Origin of the sequence: Streptomyces sp. NPDC091972 (genome assembly GCF_044756385.1) — a bacterium.
GTDB lineage: Bacteria > Actinomycetota > Actinomycetes > Streptomycetales > Streptomycetaceae > Streptomyces.
Genome location: NZ_JBIVSV010000008.1, coordinates 58,624 through 76,827, shown reverse-complemented (window position 1 = coordinate 76,827; position 18,204 = coordinate 58,624). Strand labels below are relative to the sequence as shown.

The window sequence follows — 18,204 nt, the reverse complement described above, 5'->3', positions numbered from 1 at the left end:
TGTGGTGTCCGGCAGGGGAGGCGTCAGGAGACCGAGGGTGCCGGCCCCGTGCTCGCCCGGACCGTCAACTCAGGCTCGATCAGGACGACTTCGTCCTCACCGCGGCCCTCCAGCTTGGCGACGAGACGCTCCAGGGCGTGCCGGCCCATCTCCTGGGCGGGGATGGCGACCGAGGTCAGCCGCACCGAGGCCTGGACGGCGACCTGCTCGGGGCAGATCGCGACCACCGAGACGTCCTCGGGGATGGCCCGGCCCTGCTGGCGCAGCAGCGCGAGCAGCGGCTCGACGGCCTGTTCGTTCTGTACGACGAAGCCCGTGGTGGACGGGCGCTCGTCGAGGATGCGGGCGAGGGTCACGGCCATCGCGTCGTACCCGCCGTCGCACGGCCGGTGCAGCAGCCGTACACCCAGCTCCTGGGCGCGTGAACGGAGTCCGTCGAGAGTGCGCTCGGCGAAACCGGTGTGCCGTTCGTAGACCGCGGGGGCCTCGCCGATGACAGCGATGTCGCGGTGCCCGAGCTTCGCGAGGTGCTCGACGCACAGCGCGCCGGTGGCCCGGAAGTCGAGGTCGACGCAGGTCAGTCCCGAGGTGTCGGCGGGGAGGCCGATGAGCACGGACGGCTGGTCGGTGCCGCGCAGCAACGGCAGCCGCTCGTCGTCGAGTTCGACGTCCATCAGGATCATCGCGTCGGCGAGCCCGCTGCCGGTCACGCGACGTACGGCGTCGGGGCCCTCCTCGCCGGTGAGCAGCAGGACGTCGTACCCGTGGGTCCGGGCGGTGGTGGCCACCGCGATGGCGATCTCCATCATCACCGGCACGTACATGTCGGTGCGGAGCGGGATCATCAGCGCGATGATGTTCGACCTGCTGCTGGCGAGTGCGCGGGCCCCGGCGTTCGGGTGGTAACCGAGCTCGCGGATGCTCTCCTCGACCCGCTGCCGGGTGCTCGTCGAGATGGACCGCTTGCCACTGAGGACATAGCTCACCGTGCTCGCCGAGACTCCGGCGTGCTGGGCGACCTCGGCGAGGGTGACCATCCAGCTCTCCAAGCTTTGTGAAGCGCTTCGACAGTGCGCAGTGCGAACAGGTGCGGGTGGGGGTGGTTCGACAGTAGCTCCCCCGGGAGTGGGTGTCCATAGGTTGTCGAAGCGCTTCGACAGAGGCTCCGGGCCAGGCTCCCCGGGATGGGCACCGTACATCCATTCCGGGCCCCTGTTCGCCTGCGGCGGCCGGTTCGGCTCGGTGGCGGCCCTTCGGAGCATCGGCGGCTGCAACCCCCAGGGGTGCGGGGAACCGCGCGACCAGCCACAACGCACCCGCAGCCGCCCGACACCCCGGCGCGGCCGGACCGCCGGAGCGGCCAAGGCAGCCGCCCCGGGCGGCCGACCGGACACCGGGGCGCATTGCCTCGACATCGGCCGAACGGCCGCGCGAGGGGTGGTGACCTCGCCCCGGATCAGGTACATACGATCGGGTAGCACCCGTCGGTAACCATACGGCCCCCAAGATCCCGATTCACGACGAGGTGAGCCTGATGTCCGCACCGTCCACCAAGCCCGTCGTCACCGAGCGCGAGGCCCGCGAGGTGGCGGAGGCCGCCCGCGAGCAGGACTGGCGCAAGCCCAGCTTCGCCAAGGAACTGTTCCTCGGCCGGTTCCGGCTCGACCTCATCCACCCCCACCCGATGCCCCCCGAGGAGGACGCCCGGCGCGGCGAGGAGTTCCTGGCCGCGCTCCGCGACTTCTGCGAGACCAAGGTCGACGGCGCCCTCATCGAACGCGAGGCCCGCATCCCCGACGACGTCGTGGCCGGCCTCAAGGAGCTCGGCGCGTTCGGCATGAAGATCGACACCAAGTACGGCGGCCTCGGCCTCACCCAGGTGTACTACAACAAGGCACTGGCCCTCGTGGGTTCCGCGAGCCCCGCGATCGGTGTGCTGCTCTCCGCCCACCAGTCGATCGGCGTCCCCCAGCCGCTCAAGCTGTTCGGCACCCAGGAGCAGAAGGAGAAGTTCCTGCCCCGGTGCGCCCGCACCGACATCAGCGCCTTCCTCCTGACCGAACCGGACGTCGGCTCCGACCCGGCACGCCTCGCCACCAGCGCGGTGCCCGACGGGGACGACTACGTCCTCGACGGAGTGAAGCTGTGGACGACCAACGGCGTGGTCGCCGACCTCCTCGTCGTCATGGCCCGCGTCCCGAAGTCCGAGGGCCACAAGGGCGGCATCACCGCCTTCGTCGTCGAGACCGACTCACCCGGCGTCACCGTCGAGAACCGCAACGCCTTCATGGGCCTGCGCGGCATCGAGAACGGCGTCACCCGCTTCCACCAGGTCAGGGTCCCGGCTGCCCACCGCATCGGCCCCGAGGGCGCGGGCCTGAAGATCGCCCTGACCACCCTCAACACCGGCCGCCTCTCGCTGCCCGCCTCCTGCGTGGCCGCCGGCAAGTGGTGCCTGAAGATCGCTCGCGAATGGTCCGCGGCCCGCGAACAGTGGGGCAAGCCGATCGCCCACCACGAGGCCGTCGGCTCCAAGATCTCCTTCATCGCGGCGACCACCTTCGCCCTGGAGGCCGTCCTCGACCTGTCCTCCCAGATGGCCGACGAGAACCGCAACGACATCCGCATCGAGGGCGCCCTCGCCAAGCTCTACGCCTCCGAGATGGCCTGGCTCGTCGCCGACGAACTCGTCCAGATCCGCGGCGGCCGCGGCTTCGAGACCGCCGAGTCCCTGCGGGCCCGCGGCGAGAAGGCCGTCCCCGCCGAACAGGTCCTGCGCGACCTGCGCATCAACCGCATCTTCGAGGGCTCGACGGAGATCATGCACCTGCTGATCGCCCGCGAGGCCGTCGACGCCCACCTGTCCGTCGCCGGCGACCTCATCGACCCGGACAAGTCCCTCGGCGACAAGGCGAAGGCGGGCGCGAACGCAGGCGTCTTCTACGCCAAGTGGCTCCCCAAGCTCGTCGCGGGACCGGGCCACCTGCCCAACTCCTACGCCGAGTTCAAGCGCGAGGTAGACCTCTCGACCCACCTGCGCTACGTCGAGCGCACGGCCCGCAAACTCGCCCGCTCCACCTTCTACGCCATGTCCCGCTGGCAGGGCCGCATGGAGACCAAGCAGGGCTTCCTCGGCCGGATCGTCGACATCGGCGCCGAGCTCTTCGCGATGAGCGCGGCCTGCGTACGCGCCGAACTCCTGTACACCACCGAACCCCACGGCCGCGAGGCCTACCAGCTCGCCGACGCCTTCTGCCACCAGTCCCGGCTGCGCGTCGAGGAACTCTTCGGCCGCCTCTGGAACAATACCGACGACCAGGACCGCAAGGTCGTCAAGGGCGTCCTGTCCGGCACCTACGCCTGGCTGGAGGACGGCATCGTCGACCCCTCCGGCGAGGGCGTCTGGATCGCGGACGCCACCCCCGGCCCCTCCGAGAAGGAGAACGTCCACCGCCCCGTCCGCTGACCGAGCGCGACAGCGCGCCCCCCGAGAGGGGGACGCGCTGTCCTCCTACGCCGTCCTTACGGCCACAATGGAGGGATGACCGACAGTCCAGCCCCTCTCGCCGACCCGCACCTGGTCTACGACCCCGTCGCGGGCGACGGCCCCAAGGACGTGGTGATCCTCGGTTCCACCGGCTCGATCGGCACCCAGGCCATCGATCTCGTGCTGCGCAACCCCCACCGGTTCCGGGTGACCGCGCTCTCCGCCAACGGCGGCCGGGTCGCGCTCCTCGCCGAGCAGGCGCACCGGCTGAGGGCGCGGACCGTCGCCGTGGCCCGCGAGGACGTCGTACCGGAGCTGAGGGAAGCCCTGAAGGCGCGATACGGCACCGGCGAACCGCTCCCCGAGATCCTCGCCGGACCGGACGCGGCCACCCAGCTCGCCGCCTCCGACGCGCACACCGTGCTCAACGGCATCACCGGCTCCATCGGACTCGCCCCGACCCTCGCCGCCCTGGAGGCGGGCCGCACCCTCGCGCTCGCCAACAAGGAGTCGCTCATCGTGGGCGGCCCGCTGGTGAAGGCCCTCGCCAAGCCCGGGCAGATCATCCCCGTCGACTCCGAGCACGCGGCCCTCTTCCAGGCCCTGGCCTCCGGGACCCGCGCCGACGTGCGCAAGCTGGTCGTGACGGCGTCCGGCGGCCCCTTCCGCGGCCGTACGAAGGAAGAGCTCGCCGACGTCACCGTCGAGGACGCCCTGGCCCACCCCACCTGGGCCATGGGCCCGGTCATCACGATCAACTCCGCGACCCTCGTCAACAAGGGCCTGGAGGTGATCGAGGCACACCTCCTCTACGACATTCCCTTCGACCGCATTGAGGTGGTCGTGCATCCCCAGTCGTATGTCCACTCGATGGTTGAGTTCACGGACGGATCCACGATCGCCCAGGCGACGCCCCCCGACATGCGCGGGCCGATCGCCATCGGCCTCGGCTGGCCCGAGCGGGTCCCCGACGCCGCCCCCGCCTTCGACTGGAGCAAGGCGTCGACGTGGGAGTTCTTCCCGCTCGACAACGACGCGTTCCCGTCGGTGAACCTCGCGCGACACGTGGGTGAGCTCGCGGGCACGGCCCCGGCGGTGTTCAATGCGGCCAACGAGGAGTGCGTGGAGGCCTTCCGGGCCGGCGCACTGCCGTTCAACGGGATCATGGAGACCGTGACCCGGGTGGTGGACGAGCACGGCACCCCGCGCGGGGGAACCTCGCTCACCGTCGCGGACGTCCTCGAAGCGGAGACCTGGGCGCGGACCCGGGCCCGGGAACTGACGGCACAGACGGCGGAGGCCCGTGCATGACGACCCTGATGTTCATCCTCGGCATAGTGCTCTTCGCCTTCGGCCTCCTGGTGTCGATCGCGTGGCACGAGCTGGGGCACCTGTCCTTCGCCAAGCTCTTCGGCATCCGCGTGCCGCAGTACATGGTCGGCTTCGGCCCGACCGTCTGGTCGCGGAAGAAGGGCGAGACGGAGTACGGCATCAAGGCCGTCCCCTTCGGCGGCTACATCCGCATGATCGGCATGTTCCCGCCCGGCGACGACGGCCGTATCAGCGCCCGCTCCACCTCGCCCTGGCGCGGCATGATCGAGGACGCCCGCTCGGCCGCCTTCGAGGAACTCCAGCCCGGCGACGAGAAGCGCCTCTTCTACACCCGCAAGCCCTGGAAACGCGTCATCGTGATGTTCGCGGGCCCCTTCGCGAACCTCATCCTCGCGGTCGCCCTGTTCCTCACCGTCCTCATGGGCTTCGGCATCTCCCAGCAGACCAACACGGTCAGCTCGGTCTCCAAGTGCGTCATCGCCCAGAGCCAGAACCGCGAGACCTGCAAGGCATCCGACCCCGCCTCCCCGGCCGCCGCCGCCGGCCTCAAGGCGGGCGACAAGATCGTCGCGTTCGACGGCGTGCGCACCGACGACTGGAACAAGCTCTCCGACCTCATCCGCGCCAACCCCGACAAGACGGTCCCGATCGTCGTCGAGCGCGACGGCAAGGACGTCACCCTCACGGCGAAGATCGCCAGCAACCAGGTCGCCAAGAAGGACTCCAGCGGCCAGTACGTCCAGGGCGAGTACGTCACCGCCGGCTTCCTCGGCTTCAGCGCCGCCACCGGCATCGTCAAGCAGGACTTCGGCGACTCCGTGGTGTGGATGGGCGACCGCGTCGCCGAGGCCGTCGACTCCCTCGCCGCCCTCCCCGGCAAGATCCCCGCCCTGTGGAACGCGGCCTTCGGCGACGCCCCGCGCGAGCCGGACTCCCCGATGGGCGTGGTCGGCGCGGCGAGGGTCGGAGGCGAGATCTTCACCCTGGACATCCCGCCCACCCAGCAACTCGCCATGGCGCTGATGCTGGTGGCGGGCTTCAACCTCTCCCTGTTCCTGTTCAACATGCTCCCGCTGCTCCCCCTGGACGGCGGCCACATCGCCGGCGCCCTGTGGGAGTCCCTGCGCCGCAACCTGGCCAAGGTCCTCAGGCGCCCGGACCCGGGCCCGTTCGACGTGGCGAAGCTGATGCCGGTGGCTTATGTGGTGGCGGGGATCTTCATCTGCTTCACGATCCTCGTTCTGATCGCCGACGTCGTTAACCCGGTGAGAATCTCCTAGCCATATGGCGTTCGAGGCGGCCCGGCGCAGTGCGTGCCGGGCCGTTCTCCATTGAGTGGGTTTGGCGGCCGCGATGTGCTCGTGGACCGGTCGGTGCCGTAATCTCGAAGCCTGGAGCCCGCCGCTGACGGGACCTGGACCTTGATCCACGACTTGGGGTTGCACAGCAGATGACTGCGATTTCTCTCGGCATGCCGTCCGTTCCGACCAGGGTTGCCGAGCGCCGCAAGAGCCGGCAGATCCAGGTCGGGTCTGTGGCGGTCGGCGGCGACGCCCCCGTCTCCGTGCAGTCGATGACCACGACGCGTACGTCCGACATCGGCGCCACCCTCCAGCAGATCGCCGAGCTCACCGCCTCGGGCTGCCAGATCGTGCGCGTGGCCTGTCCCACGCAGGACGACGCCGACGCCCTCGCGACGATCGCCCGCAAGTCGCAGATCCCGGTCATCGCCGACATCCACTTCCAGCCCAAGTACGTCTTCGCCGCCATCGAGGCCGGCTGCGCCGCGGTCCGCGTCAACCCCGGCAACATCAAGCAGTTCGACGACAAGGTCAAGGAGATCGCCAAGGCCGCGCGCGACCACGGCACCCCGATCCGCATCGGTGTGAACGCGGGCTCCCTCGACCGTCGCCTGCTCCAGAAGTACGGCAAGGCGACCCCCGAGGCCCTGGTGGAGAGCGCTCTGTGGGAAGCCTCCCTCTTCGAGGAGCACGACTTCCGGGACATCAAGATCTCCGTCAAGCACAACGACCCGGTCGTCATGATCGAGGCCTACAAGCAGCTCGCCGCGCAGTGCGACTACCCGCTGCACCTCGGTGTGACGGAGGCGGGCCCGGCGTTCCAGGGCACGATCAAGAGCGCGGTGGCCTTCGGCGCCCTCCTGTCCCAGGGCATCGGTGACACCATCCGCGTCTCCCTCTCGGCCCCGCCGGTCGAGGAGGTCAAGGTCGGCAACCAGATCCTGGAGTCCCTGAACCTCAAGCAGCGCGGCCTGGAGATCGTCTCCTGCCCGTCCTGCGGCCGCGCCCAGGTCGACGTCTACAAGCTGGCCGAGGAGGTCACCGCGGGCCTGACCGGCATGGAGGTCCCCCTCCGCGTCGCCGTCATGGGCTGTGTCGTGAACGGCCCGGGCGAGGCCCGCGAGGCCGACCTCGGCGTCGCGTCCGGGAACGGCAAGGGCCAGATCTTCGTCAAGGGCGAGGTCATCAAGACCGTCCCCGAGTCCAAGATCGTGGAGACCCTCATCGAGGAGGCCATGAAGCTGGCCGAGCAGATGCAGGACGCGGGCGTGGAGTCGGGCGAGCCGTCGGTGTCCGTGGCGGGCTGACGGCGGTCGTCCCGGCGCACCGAGGCGGGGTCCGGGGGCGCAGCCCCCAGGGACGTCCACCGAAACGCACGGCACCCGGCAATCGACCAGCACCCGAACACAGGTCGGCACGGCTCAGCTTCCGCAGGTACAGTGCGGAGATCAGCAGACCCCAGTGTGAGGCCCCGCCCGTGTTGACCCAGACGACCTCCCGGGTCCTCGAACCGAGCGACCTGGACGCCGCGCTCGCCGTCCTCGACCGCGATCCGGTCGCGAACGCCTTCGTGACGTCGAGGGTGCAGGTCGCCGGCCTCGACCCCTGGCGGCTCGGCGGCGAGATGTGGGGCTGGTACGAGGACGGCATGCTCACGTCCCTCTGCTACGCCGGCGCCAACCTCGTCCCGATCTGCGCCACCCCGCGGGCCGTCCGGGCCTTCGCCGACAGGGCGAGGAGGGCCGGCCGCCGCTGCTCCTCCATCGTCGGCCCCGCCGAACCCACCGCCCAGCTCTGGCGCCTGCTGGAACCGAGCTGGGGCCCGGCCCGGGACGTCCGCGCCCACCAGCCCCTCATGGTCACCGACCGCATGCCCGGCGACGTCGCCCCGGACCCGTACGTCCGCCGCGTCCGCAAGGACGAGATGGAGACGATCATGCCGGCGTGCGTGGCGATGTTCACGGAGGAGGTGGGGGTCTCCCCGCTGGCCGGGGACGGCGGCCTCCTCTACCAGGCCCGTGTCGCCGAACTCGTCGGCTCCGGACGGTCCTTCGCCCGCATCGACGAGGACGGCAAGGTCGTCTTCAAGGCGGAGATCGGCGCCGCGACGGACCGCGCCTGCCAGATCCAGGGCGTCTGGGTGGCGCCCGAGTACCGGGGCAGGGGAGTGGCGGCCCCGGGCATGGCCGCGGTGCTGCGCTACGCCCTCGCGGACGTGGCCCCGGTGGTCAGCCTGTACGTCAACGACTTCAACACGGCGGCGAGAAGGACGTACGCCCGGGTCGGCTTCCGCGAGGTGGGCGCCTTCATGAGCGTCCTCTTCTGAGCGCAGCTGCCTGTACGCTCCCCGCATGGACCTCGTCATCGGCCCCCTGGACCTGTCCGCCCACGTGGACGAGGCCCTCGCGGTCCAGGCCATCGCCTTCGGCCTCGGCGCCGACGAGGTGGCGGTCCGCCGCCAGATCGTCCTGCGCCACATGACCTACCCCGGCGCGCGAGCCCTCGGCGCGACGGTCGGCGGCACCCTCGTGGGCTTCGTGTACGGCATGCCCAACGACCGCACCCACTGGTGGTCCACCGTCGTCGAGCCCTACCTCCGGGCCCAGCACAACGACATCTGGCTCGACGACTCCTTCGTGATCACCGAGCTGCACGTGCACCCGCACCACCAGAACCGCGGCATCGGCCGGTCCCTGATCACCACGATCACCGACGGCGCCTCCCAGCCCCGTTCGATCCTCTCCGCGATCGACACCGACAGCCCGGCCCGCGGCCTGTACCACTCCCTCGGCTACCAGGACCTCGCCCGCCAGGTCCTCTTCCCGAGCGCCCCGAAGCCGTACGCCGTGATGGGCGCCCCGCTGCCGCTGCGGCGCCGCTGACACCGGATTTCCGCCCCCACCGCGCGCCCGGCTAACCTCCTTGCCATCACCCTTTCCCGGCAGGAGTACGAGAATCATGGCCAACGCACCGGTCCAGCGCATGTCCCAGTTGATGGCGAAGACGCTGCGCGACGACCCGGCGGACGCCGAGGTCCTCAGCCACAAGCTGCTCGTGCGCGCCGGGTACGTCCGCCGCACCGCCGCCGGCATCTGGTCCTGGCTGCCGCTCGGCAAGAAGGTGCTGGCCAACGTCGAGCGGATCGTCCGCGAGGAGATGGACGCGATCGGCGCCCAGGAGGTGCTGCTCCCCGCCCTGCTGCCGCGCGAGCCCTACGAGGCGACGGGCCGCTGGGATGAGTACGGCGCCGAGCTGTTCCGGCTCCAGGACCGCAAGGGCGGCGACTACCTCCTCGGCCCGACCCACGAGGAGATCTTCACCCTGCTGGTGAAGGACCAGGCGTCCTCCTACAAGGACCTGCCGGTGATCCTCTACCAGATCCAGCACAAGTACCGTGACGAGGCCCGCCCGCGGGCCGGCATCCTGCGCGGCCGCGAGTTCCTGATGAAGGACTCGTACTCCTTCGACACCGAGGACGAGGGCCTGGCCCGGTCCTACGCCCTGCACCGCCAGGCCTACCAGAAGGTCTTCGAGCGGCTCGGCCTCGACTACCGCATCTGCGCCGCCACCGCCGGTGCCATGGGCGGCTCCAAGTCGGAGGAGTTCCTCGCCCCCGCCGAGGCCGGCGAGGACACCTTCGCCGACTGCCCGAACTGCGACTTCGCGGCCAACACCGAGGCGATCACCTACGAGTTGAAGCCGGTGGACGGCTCCGCCGTGCCCGCCCTCGAGGAGATCCCCACCCCGGACACCCCCACCATCGAGACCCTCGCCGCTCAGCTCGGCGTCGAGGCCTCCGCCACCCTCAAGAACCTCCTCGTGAAGGTCGACGGCGAGATCGTGGCCGTCGGCGTCCCCGGCGACCGCGAGGTCGACCTGGACAAGGTCGAGGCGCACTTCGCGCCGGCCGCGGTGGAGCTGGTGACGGCGGAGGACTTCACCGGCCGCCCCGACCTCGTCCGCGGCTACGTCGGCCCCCAGGGCCGTCAGGAGAAGCTGAAGTACATCGCCGACCCGCGCGTGGCCCCCGGCACCGCCTGGATCACCGGCGCCAACAAGGAGCACACGCACGCGAAGAACGTCGTCGCCGGCCGTGACTTCGAGGTCGACGAGTACGTCGACGTCGTGGTCGTCCAGGAGGGCGACCCGTGCCCGAAGTGCGGCACCGGCCTCAAGCTGGACCGCGCCATCGAGATCGGCCACATCTTCCAGCTCGGCCGCAAGTACGCCGACGCCCTGAAGCTCGACGTCCTCGGCCAGAACGGCAAGCCGGTCCGCGTGACCATGGGCTCCTACGGCATCGGCGTCTCCCGCGCGGTCGCCGCCCTCGCCGAGCAGACCGCCGACGACAAGGGCCTGTGCTGGCCCGCCGAGGTCGCCCCGGCCGATGTGCACGTCGTCGCCGCCGGCAAGGCCCTCCAGATCGAACTCGCCCTCGACGTCTCGGAGAAGCTGCGCGAGGCGGGCCTGCGGGTCCTCGTCGACGACCGGGCCGGTGTCTCCCCGGGCGTGAAGTTCACGGACTCCGAGCTCATCGGCGTACCGAAGATCCTGGTCGCGGGCCGCCGTTCCGGCGAGGGGGTCCTGGAGCTCAAGGACCGCCGTACCGGTGAGCGCGAGGAGCTGACGGTCGACGAGGCGATCGCCCGCCTGACCGCCTAGGGGGAAACCGGTACAGGGGTGGGGCGGCGTACCCGGCGCCGCCTCACAGCCACCCGGCGAACTCCAGGAGCAGCTCGGCGTCCCGGGGCCGCCCCACCCGCAGCGCCCGCACCCCCGACTCCACGGCCCGGAACAGCGTCCACCCCCGCAGGCGCTCCTGGTCGACCTCCAGGGACTCCGCGAGCCGCTTGATCCGCCGGCGGGTCGTGGCCGCTCCCGAGGGCGAGGCGATCAGGTCCTCCACCCGGTCCCGCACCAGCCGGGCGAGATCGAACGCGCACTCGCCGACCACGGGGTCGGGCCCCACGGCCAGCCAGGGGGACCGGGTGCCCGCCAGCACCTTGCTCTGCCGGAACGTGCCGTGCAGCAACCGCTCCTCCGGCGGCGCGGCCAGCAACGACTCCCGGGCGTCGAGAGCCGCGCTCACCAGGCCCGACACCTCGGCGGAAGCGCCCCGCATGGCGGCCGCCTGCCGTGCGGTCCGCTCGGCCACGGTCTCGAACACATGCTCGCCGGGCGGCTCCACCCACAGCCGCCGCAGGGTCCCGGCGGCCTCCAGCAACGCCTTCGCCTCCGGCAGCGACCGCACGGACACATCGGGATGCAGCCGTTCGAGGAGCAGCACCCCCTCGGCGACGAAGGGCTCCACGAGCTGTACGGCCCCCCGCCCGTCCCAGTGCGCGAGAGCCGCCCGCTCGCTCTCCGGACGGGCCCGGGGCGGGGCCAGTTTGAGCACGGCAGGCGTTCCGTCGGGGCGCCGCACGAGCACGACCAGGCTGCTGCGGCCACCGGGCACCTGGACCCGCTCGACGGTCAACTCGCGCGCCGCGACGGCCTGTTCGGCGGCGCCGGGCAGCCGGTCCACCCAGTCGTCGGCGTCCGGCAGGCTCTCGCCGAGCGCCCGCACCAGCCGCTGAGGTGGTTCGAAAGCCATGCGCGAGTCGTTCCCTTCTGTACCGCGTTACGCCGAGGGGTTCGCCGAGGAGGCCGGGGACGAGGACGCCGCCGTGGCCGTCCGCTCGGCGAGCCCTGGGAAGGCTACGCTCTCGCCGCGCCAGCGCACGGCCCGCACCGCGGCCTCCCGCAGCGCCCCGGCGGCCGTGCTCCGCCGCCCGCCTGCGGTTGCCCGCACCACGTCGGAGTACACCCCGGCCACCCGGTCCTCCAGAGCGGCGGCGAGCCGTACCGCCGCGGCCGAGTCCGGCACCGGGAAGGGCAGCGCGTACGCCGCCGCCGCGGCCACCGGCGTGCCGCCCAGGTCCCGCACCGCGCGCGCCAGGGCGTCCCGGCGGGCCCGGTGGGCGTCGTAGGCGGCCCTGGCCTCCGTGCGCCGCTCCTCGCCGATCCGGCCGCCGACGACGCCGTAGCCGTAGACGGCGGCGTGCTCGGCGGCCAGCGCCTTCTGGAGGGCCTCCAGCTCCTGCTTCTCGCTCATCGGGCACGCTCCGTCAGCAGATAGGCGTGCGCCGCGCCGGCCGCCGCCACCGAGGCCAGCAGCCGGGCCAGCTCGCCCGGCACGTCCAGCAGGGTCTCGGCCCGCCGGTCGGCGAGCTCGCGCTCGGCGGCGGCGAGCTGGGCGAGGGCGTCCTTCTCGGTCACCGGCACGGCCACCGACGGCGAGGGCGCGGGCGAGGCGCTGCGCGACGCGCCGGGGGAGGCCGGGGAGACCCGCTCCCCGAACGCCTCCGCATGCCGCAGCGCCTCCGCCCGCAACGGCCCCACCCGCTGCGCGAGCGTGGGATGGGCGGCCAGGACGGCGTCGTACCGCCCGACGAGCCCGCGGCTGTCCCGGGCCGCCTGCGCGCGGACCCGCTGGGCGACGGAGGGGCTGCCGGAGGTGCCCTCCTCGCCGCTTCCGGACCCGTCGGAGCACCCCACGAGGAGGGCGCCCCCGGCGAACGAGGCGAGCAGGGATCTTCTCCGCGGCCCCGCGGGGACGCGCGACGGAGGCGGGTACGGCACGGCAGACGTCCTCAGGAAGCTCGTACGAACACACGGGCGGGAGGTCGGGCCCGCCGGCGATCACGGTACCCGCGCATCCGCGGTCACCTGGAAGCAACACCCTCCGCGACCGGATACCCTTTGACCAGACACGCGACCTACCCACAACAGCACACGCGGCCGAGGAGTCACCCGGATGAGCACCACCCAGAGCGAGAGGCTGCGAGAGCTCCTGGAACCGCTCGTCACCTCCCAGGGCCTGGATCTCGAAGAGATCGCAGTGGACTCCGTAGGACGGAAGCGGGTGCTGCGCGTCGTCGTCGACTCGGACACGGGTGCCGACCTGGACCAGATCGCCGATGTGAGCCGCGCGCTCTCGGCGAAGCTCGACGAGACCGACGCGATGGGCGCCGGGGAGTACACCCTCGAGGTCGGCACCCCGGGCGCGGAGCGCCTCCTCAAGGAGCACCGGCACTTCGAGCGTGCCGTGGACCGGCTGGTGAAGTTCCAGCTCACCGAGGGCGGGGAACTGGTCGCCAGGATCCTGAAGGTCGACGACGAGGGCCTCGACCTGGAAGTGCCCGGTGTGAAGGGCCGCAAGGCCACCGCCCGCAGGCTCGCCTTCTCCGACTTCGACAAGGCGCGCGTGCAGGTCGAGTTCAGCCGCAAGGACAAGAACGAAGAGGAGGCGTAGCCGTGGACATCGACATGAGTGCCCTGCGGGGCTTGGTACGGGAGAAGGAGATCTCCTTCGACCTGTTGGTCGAGGCGATCGAGTCGGCCCTCCTCATCGCCTACCACCGCACCGAGGGAAGCCACCGCCACGCGCGCGTGAAGCTCGACCGGGACTCCGGACACGTGGTCGTGTGGGCGAAGGAGGCCCCCGAGGACCTCGAAGAGGGCCAGGAGCCCCGGGAGTTCGACGACACCCCGTCCGACTTCGGCCGTATCGCCGCCACCACCGCCAAGCAGGTCATCCTGCAGCGGCTGCGCGACGCCGAGGACGACGCGACGCTCGGCGAGTACGCGGGGCGCGAGGGCGACATCGTCATGGGCGTGGTCCAGCAGGGCCGCGACCCGAAGAACGTGCTGGTGGACATCGGCAAGCTGGAGGCCATCCTGCCGGTGCAGGAGCAGGTCCCGGGTGAGACCTACCCGCACGGCATGCGGCTGCGGTCGTACGTCGTACGGGTGGCGAGGGGCGTGCGCGGTCCGTCCGTCACCCTCTCCCGCACGCACCCCAATCTGGTGAAGAAGCTCTTCGCCCTGGAGGTGCCGGAGATCGCCGACGGCTCCGTCGAGATCGCCGCGATCGCCCGCGAGGCCGGCCACCGCACCAAGATCGCCGTACGGTCCACCCGTTCGGGCCTGAACGCCAAGGGCGCCTGCATCGGCCCCATGGGCGGCCGTGTGCGCAATGTCATGGGCGAGCTGAACGGTGAGAAGATCGACATCGTCGACTGGTCGGACGACCCGGCCGAGATGGTGGCGAACGCCCTCTCACCGGCCCGGGTCTCCAAGGTCGAGGTCGTGGACATGGCGGCCCGCTCCGCGCGGGTGACCGTCCCCGACTACCAGCTGTCCCTCGCCATCGGCAAGGAGGGGCAGAACGCCCGGCTCGCCGCCCGTCTCACCGGCTGGCGCATCGACATCCGTCCGGACACCGAGCAGACCGCCGACGGCACCGGGGAATAGATCCAAGCCGTCGGTGGCTTAGATCACGACAACAACCGTTCGATCCCTGCCCCCAAGGGGTGAGGTCGGTACGGGGAGGTAGACTTAAGAGTGTCTGGCCGGACGCCCGACCGCGCATGCCCTGAACGCACCTGTGTGGGATGCAGGCAGCGAGCGGCCAAGACCGATCTGCTGCGCATCGTGGCGATCGAGGACGCATGCGTCCCTGATCTTCGCGGTACGCTGCCCGGCCGGGGTGCGTACATCCACCCCGCCCTGGTCTGTCTCGACCAGGCGGTACGCCGCCGGGCGTTCACGCGGGCGTTGCGCGCCCCGGGAGCGCTCGACACAAAGGCGTTGCGCCAGTACGTCGAGCAGACAGACAGTTGCTGAGCAGGCAACACCGTAAGAAGCGTCGCGCGGAGCCCCCGTGCGGCCCAGGTACCCCGCGAGTTGGAAGTAGGTCGAGATTGCGATGAGCACTCGATGAGCACGCGATGAGTACGCCCATGAAGTAGCGACGGTCCGGACGCAACCCGGACCTAAAAGGAGCGAAGTGGCTAAGGTCCGGGTATACGAACTCGCCAAGGAGTTCGGTGTGGAGAGCAAGGTCGTCATGGCCAAGCTCCAGGAACTCGGTGAATTCGTCCGTTCGGCGTCTTCTACCATCGAAGCGCCCGTCGTCCGTAAGCTGACGGACGCCCTCCAGCAGGGCAACGGAGGCGGCAAGCCCGCCCCCGCACGCAAGGCCGCCCCGGCACGTCCGGCGGCCCCCTCTCCCGCGCAGGCTGCCCGTCCGGCCGCCCCGCGCCCGCCGGCCCCCAAGCCGGCCGCCGCCGAGAGGCCCGCGGCTCCCGCCGCCCCGGCCGCTCCCGGCCCCCGTCCCACTCCGGGCCCGAAGCCCGCGCCGCGCCCCGCGCCGGCGTCCCCGGCTCCGACCACGCCCGAGTTCACGGCACCGCCGTCGGCTCCCGCCGCCCCGGCCCCGCAGGGCCAGGGACAGGGCTCCGGCCCGCGTCCGGGTGCTCCGCGTCCGGCCGGCCAGGCCCCGCGTCCGGGTGCTCCGCGTCCGGCCGGCGGTCCCGGCCAGGGTGGCGGCCAGGGCCGCGGTGACCGCGGCGACCGTCCCGGCGCCCCGCGTCCGGGCGGCCAGGGCGCACGCCCCGGTGCTCGTCCGGCCGGTCCCCGTCCGGGCAACAACCCGTTCACCTCTGGTGGCTCCACCGGCATGGCGCGCCCGCAGGCGCCCCGTCCGGGCGGTGCCCCGCGTCCCGGCGGCCCTGGTGGCCCCGGTGGCGCTCCCGGCGGCGCCCCGCGTCCGCAGGGCCAGGGCCAGGGCGGTCCCCGTCCCCAGGGCGCGGCGGGCGGTCCCCGTCCGCAGGCTCCGGGCGGCGCCCGTCCCACCCCGGGCGGCATGCCCCGTCCGCAGGGCGGTCCCCGTCCCGGTGGCGGCCCCGGCGGCCCGCGTCCCAACCCCGGCATGATGCCGCAGCGTCCGGCTGCCGGCCCGCGTCCCGGCGGCGGCCCCGGCGGCCGCGGTCCCGGTGGCGGCGGTCGTCCCGGTGGCGGCGGCGGTCGTCCGGGTGGCGGCTTCGCCGGTCGTCCGGCCGGTCCCGGTGGCGGCGGCTTCGCCGGCCGTCCCGGTGGTCCCGGTGGCGGTGGCGGCGGCTTCGCCGGCCGTCCGGGTGGTCCCGGTGGCGGCGGCGGTCGTCCCGGCTTCGGCGGTCGTCCCGGTGGTCCGGGCGGTCGTGGTGGCACGCAGGGCGCCTTCGGCCGTCCCGGCGGTCCCGCGCGTCGCGGTCGCAAGTCGAAGCGGCAGAGGCGCCAGGAGTACGAGGCCATGCAGGCCCCGTCGGTCGGCGGCGTGATGCTGCCTCGCGGCAACGGCGAGACCATTCGCCTGTCGCGCGGTGCCTCCCTCACCGACTTCGCGGAGAAGATCAACGCCAACCCGGCGTCGCTCGTCGCGGTCATGCTGAACCTCGGCGAGATGGTCACGGCCACGCAGTCCGTCTCCGACGAGACGCTGCAGCTCCTCGCGGGCGAGATGAACTACGAGGTTCAGATCGTCAGCCCCGAGGAGGAGGACCGCGAGCTGCTCGAGTCCTTCGACATCGAGTTCGGCGAGGACGAGGGCGACGACGAGGACCTGGTCGTCCGTCCGCCGGTCGTGACCGTCATGGGTCACGTCGACCACGGTAAGACCCGGCTCCTCGACGCCATCCGCAAGACGAACGTCATCGCGGGCGAGGCCGGCGGCATCACCCAGCACATCGGTGCCTACCAGGTCTCCACCCAGGTCAACGACGAGGACCGCGCGATCACCTTCATCGACACCCCGGGTCACGAGGCGTTCACCGCCATGCGTGCCCGTGGTGCCCGGTCGACGGACATCGCGATCCTGGTCGTCGCGGCCAACGACGGCGTCATGCCGCAGACGGTCGAGGCGCTCAACCACGCCAAGGCGGCCGACGTCCCGATCGTCGTCGCGGTCAACAAGATCGACGTCGAGGGCGCCGACCCGACCAAGGTGCGCGGTCAGCTGACCGAGTACGGCCTGGTGGCCGAGGAGTACGGCGGCGACACCATGTTCGTCGACATCTCCGCCAAGCAGGGTCTGCACATCGACTCCCTGCTGGAAGCGGTCGTCCTGACCGCGGACGCCTCGCTCGACCTGCGGGCCAACCCGAACCAGGACGCGCAGGGCATCTCCATCGAGTCCCGTCTCGACCGCGGCCGCGGTGCCGTGGCGACGGTCCTCGTCCAGCGAGGCACCCTGCGGGTCGGCGACACGATGGTCGTGGGCGACGCCTACGGCCGCGTCCGCGCCATGCTCGACGACAACGGCAACAACGTCGCCGAGGCGGGTCCGTCCACGCCGGTCCAGGTGCTGGGTCTGACCAACGTCCCGGGCGCCGGCGACAACTTCCTGGTGGTCGACGAGGACCGTACGGCCCGTCAGATCGCCGAGAAGCGTGCCGCCCGCGAGCGCAACGCGGCCTTCGCCAAGCGCACGCGCCGCGTCTCCCTCGAGGACCTGGACAAGGTGCTCAAGGCCGGCGAGGTCCAGCAGCTCAACCTCATCATCAAGGGTGACGCTTCTGGTTCCGTCGAGGCGCTCGAGTCCTCCCTGCTCCAGCTGGACGTCGGCGAAGAGGTCGACATCCGCGTCCTGCACCGCGGCGTCGGTGCGGTCACGGAGTCGGACATCGACCTGGCGATGGGCTCCGACGCCATCGTGATCGGCTTCAACGTGCGCGCCGCCGGGCGTGCGCAGCAGATGGCCGAGCGCGAGGGCGTGGACGTCCGGTACTACTCGGTCATCTACCAGGCGATCGAGGAGATCGAGGCGGCCCTCAAGGGCATGCTCAAGCCGGAGTACGAAGAGGTCGAGCTCGGTACGGCGGAGATCCGCGAGGTCTTCAAGTCGTCCAAGCTGGGCAACATCGCGGGTGTCCTCATCCGCTCCGGCGAGGTCAAGCGCAACACCAAGGCGCGCCTCATCCGCGACGGCAAGGTGGTCGCGGAGAACCTCAACATCGAGGGTCTGCGTCGCTTCAAGGACGACGTCACCGAGATCCGCGAAGGCTTCGAGGGCGGTATCAACCTCGGAAACTTCAACGACATCAAGGTCGACGACGTCATCGCGACGTACGAGATGCGCGAGAAGCCGCGCGGCTGACCTGCACAGCACGCGATCGGGGCCGGTCGGCGGACGTAATATCCGTCGATCGGCCCCGGCCGTTGCGTGTACGGTTCCCGTATCGGCGTCGAAGCGTGGCGCCCGTACCCCGAACCGGCGGGACA

15 protein-coding genes are annotated in these 18,204 nt (G+C 71.5%); 11 read left to right on the top strand and 4 right to left on the bottom strand.

Going from position 1 to position 18,204, the window contains the following annotated elements; genetic code table 11:
- Positions 1–23: 23 nt before the first annotated feature.
- Entirely contained in the window at positions 24–1,037 is a 1,014-nt protein-coding gene (locus tag ACIQJT_RS24170; RefSeq protein ID WP_125191088.1) for a LacI family DNA-binding transcriptional regulator, read from the bottom strand.
- A 497-nt stretch (positions 1,038–1,534) separates the two neighbouring features.
- On the opposite strand from ACIQJT_RS24170, the gene ACIQJT_RS24165 reads away from it, so the two are divergent.
- The 7 genes from ACIQJT_RS24165 to ACIQJT_RS24135 all read left to right on the top strand — a co-directional run bounded on the left by ACIQJT_RS24165 (position 1,535) and on the right by ACIQJT_RS24135 (position 10,782).
- Entirely contained in the window at positions 1,535–3,466 is a 1,932-nt protein-coding gene (locus ACIQJT_RS24165) for an acyl-CoA dehydrogenase family protein (protein WP_402646636.1), read from the top strand.
- Between the two features lie 75 nt (positions 3,467–3,541).
- Complete coding sequence (gene dxr / locus ACIQJT_RS24160) at positions 3,542–4,798, top strand: 1-deoxy-D-xylulose-5-phosphate reductoisomerase (protein WP_402646633.1); 1,257 nt, start codon at positions 3,542–3,544, stop codon at positions 4,796–4,798.
- Between the two features lie 8 nt (positions 4,799–4,806).
- Complete coding sequence (locus ACIQJT_RS24155) at positions 4,807–6,099, top strand: site-2 protease family protein (RefSeq protein WP_365463335.1); 1,293 nt, start codon at positions 4,807–4,809, stop codon at positions 6,097–6,099.
- A 170-nt stretch (positions 6,100–6,269) separates the two neighbouring features.
- Entirely contained in the window at positions 6,270–7,427 is a 1,158-nt protein-coding gene (gene ispG, locus ACIQJT_RS24150) for a flavodoxin-dependent (E)-4-hydroxy-3-methylbut-2-enyl-diphosphate synthase (protein ID WP_053851029.1), read from the top strand.
- 170 nt (positions 7,428–7,597) lie between these two features.
- Positions 7,598–8,446, top strand: a complete 849-nt coding sequence (locus ACIQJT_RS24145) for a GNAT family N-acetyltransferase (RefSeq protein WP_365463258.1) — start codon at positions 7,598–7,600, stop codon at positions 8,444–8,446.
- A gap of 25 nt (positions 8,447–8,471) precedes the next feature.
- Complete coding sequence (locus ACIQJT_RS24140) at positions 8,472–9,002, top strand: GNAT family N-acetyltransferase (protein WP_402646629.1); 531 nt, start codon at positions 8,472–8,474, stop codon at positions 9,000–9,002.
- A 76-nt stretch (positions 9,003–9,078) separates the two neighbouring features.
- Positions 9,079–10,782 (top strand): proline--tRNA ligase, encoded by a 1,704-nt coding sequence (locus ACIQJT_RS24135; protein ID WP_402646627.1) that lies wholly within the window; start codon positions 9,079–9,081, stop codon positions 10,780–10,782.
- A gap of 43 nt (positions 10,783–10,825) precedes the next feature.
- On the opposite strand, the gene ACIQJT_RS24130 is transcribed toward ACIQJT_RS24135, so the two are convergent.
- From ACIQJT_RS24130 to ACIQJT_RS24120, 3 genes are read right to left on the bottom strand one after another with little or no spacing between them, the layout of a single operon-like run.
- Positions 10,826–11,716 carry an aminoglycoside phosphotransferase family protein gene (locus ACIQJT_RS24130; protein WP_402646625.1) on the bottom strand — a complete coding sequence of 297 codons (891 nt, stop codon included), beginning with the start codon at positions 11,714–11,716 and terminating at the stop codon, positions 10,826–10,828.
- 27 nt (positions 11,717–11,743) lie between these two features.
- On the bottom strand, positions 11,744–12,217 hold the full coding sequence (locus ACIQJT_RS24125; RefSeq protein ID WP_402646623.1) for a ferritin-like domain-containing protein: 474 nt from the start codon (positions 12,215–12,217) through the stop codon (positions 11,744–11,746).
- On the bottom strand, positions 12,214–12,744 hold the full coding sequence (locus ACIQJT_RS24120) for a hypothetical protein (RefSeq protein WP_402646621.1): 531 nt from the start codon (positions 12,742–12,744) through the stop codon (positions 12,214–12,216). Before ACIQJT_RS24120 ends, ACIQJT_RS24125 begins: the two co-directional genes overlap by 4 nt.
- A 175-nt stretch (positions 12,745–12,919) precedes the next feature.
- Between ACIQJT_RS24120 and rimP the strand changes: the two genes are divergently transcribed.
- The 4 genes from rimP (at position 12,920) to infB (ending at position 18,079) form a co-directional block, all read left to right on the top strand.
- On the top strand, positions 12,920–13,417 hold the full coding sequence (rimP, locus tag ACIQJT_RS24115; protein ID WP_053848424.1) for a ribosome maturation factor RimP: 498 nt from the start codon (positions 12,920–12,922) through the stop codon (positions 13,415–13,417).
- A 2-nt stretch (positions 13,418–13,419) separates the two neighbouring features.
- Entirely contained in the window at positions 13,420–14,418 is a 999-nt protein-coding gene (gene nusA, locus ACIQJT_RS24110; protein WP_402646618.1) for a transcription termination factor NusA, read from the top strand.
- 90 nt (positions 14,419–14,508) lie between these two features.
- Positions 14,509–14,790, top strand: coding sequence for a YlxR family protein (locus tag ACIQJT_RS24105; RefSeq protein WP_365463240.1), 282 nt, complete (start codon positions 14,509–14,511; stop codon positions 14,788–14,790).
- 163 nt (positions 14,791–14,953) lie between these two features.
- Positions 14,954–18,079 carry a translation initiation factor IF-2 gene (gene infB / locus ACIQJT_RS24100; protein WP_365463237.1) on the top strand — a complete coding sequence of 1,042 codons (3,126 nt, stop codon included), beginning with the start codon at positions 14,954–14,956 and terminating at the stop codon, positions 18,077–18,079.
- Positions 18,080–18,204 lie beyond the last annotated feature (125 nt).

Bases quoted from the DNA above. Each gene is read 5' to 3' on its own strand.
- ACIQJT_RS24155 (WP_365463335.1), top strand. From the start codon at position 4,807: ATGTTCATCCTCGGCATAGTGCTCTTCGCCTTCGGCCTCCTGGTGTCG.
- rimP (WP_053848424.1), top strand. From the start codon at position 12,920: ATGAGCACCACCCAGAGCGAGAGGCTGCGAGAGCTCCTGGAACCGCTC.
- ACIQJT_RS24170 (WP_125191088.1), bottom strand. From the start codon at position 1,037: ATGGTCACCCTCGCCGAGGTCGCCCAGCACGCCGGAGTCTCGGCGAGC.
- dxr (WP_402646633.1), top strand. From the start codon at position 3,542: ATGACCGACAGTCCAGCCCCTCTCGCCGACCCGCACCTGGTCTACGAC.
- ACIQJT_RS24130 (WP_402646625.1), bottom strand. From the start codon at position 11,716: ATGGCTTTCGAACCACCTCAGCGGCTGGTGCGGGCGCTCGGCGAGAGC.
- ACIQJT_RS24140 (WP_402646629.1), top strand. From the start codon at position 8,472: ATGGACCTCGTCATCGGCCCCCTGGACCTGTCCGCCCACGTGGACGAG.
- ACIQJT_RS24135 (WP_402646627.1), top strand. From the start codon at position 9,079: ATGGCCAACGCACCGGTCCAGCGCATGTCCCAGTTGATGGCGAAGACG.
- ACIQJT_RS24125 (WP_402646623.1), bottom strand. From the start codon at position 12,217: ATGAGCGAGAAGCAGGAGCTGGAGGCCCTCCAGAAGGCGCTGGCCGCC.
- ispG (WP_053851029.1), top strand. From the start codon at position 6,270: ATGACTGCGATTTCTCTCGGCATGCCGTCCGTTCCGACCAGGGTTGCC.
- ACIQJT_RS24165 (WP_402646636.1), top strand. From the start codon at position 1,535: ATGTCCGCACCGTCCACCAAGCCCGTCGTCACCGAGCGCGAGGCCCGC.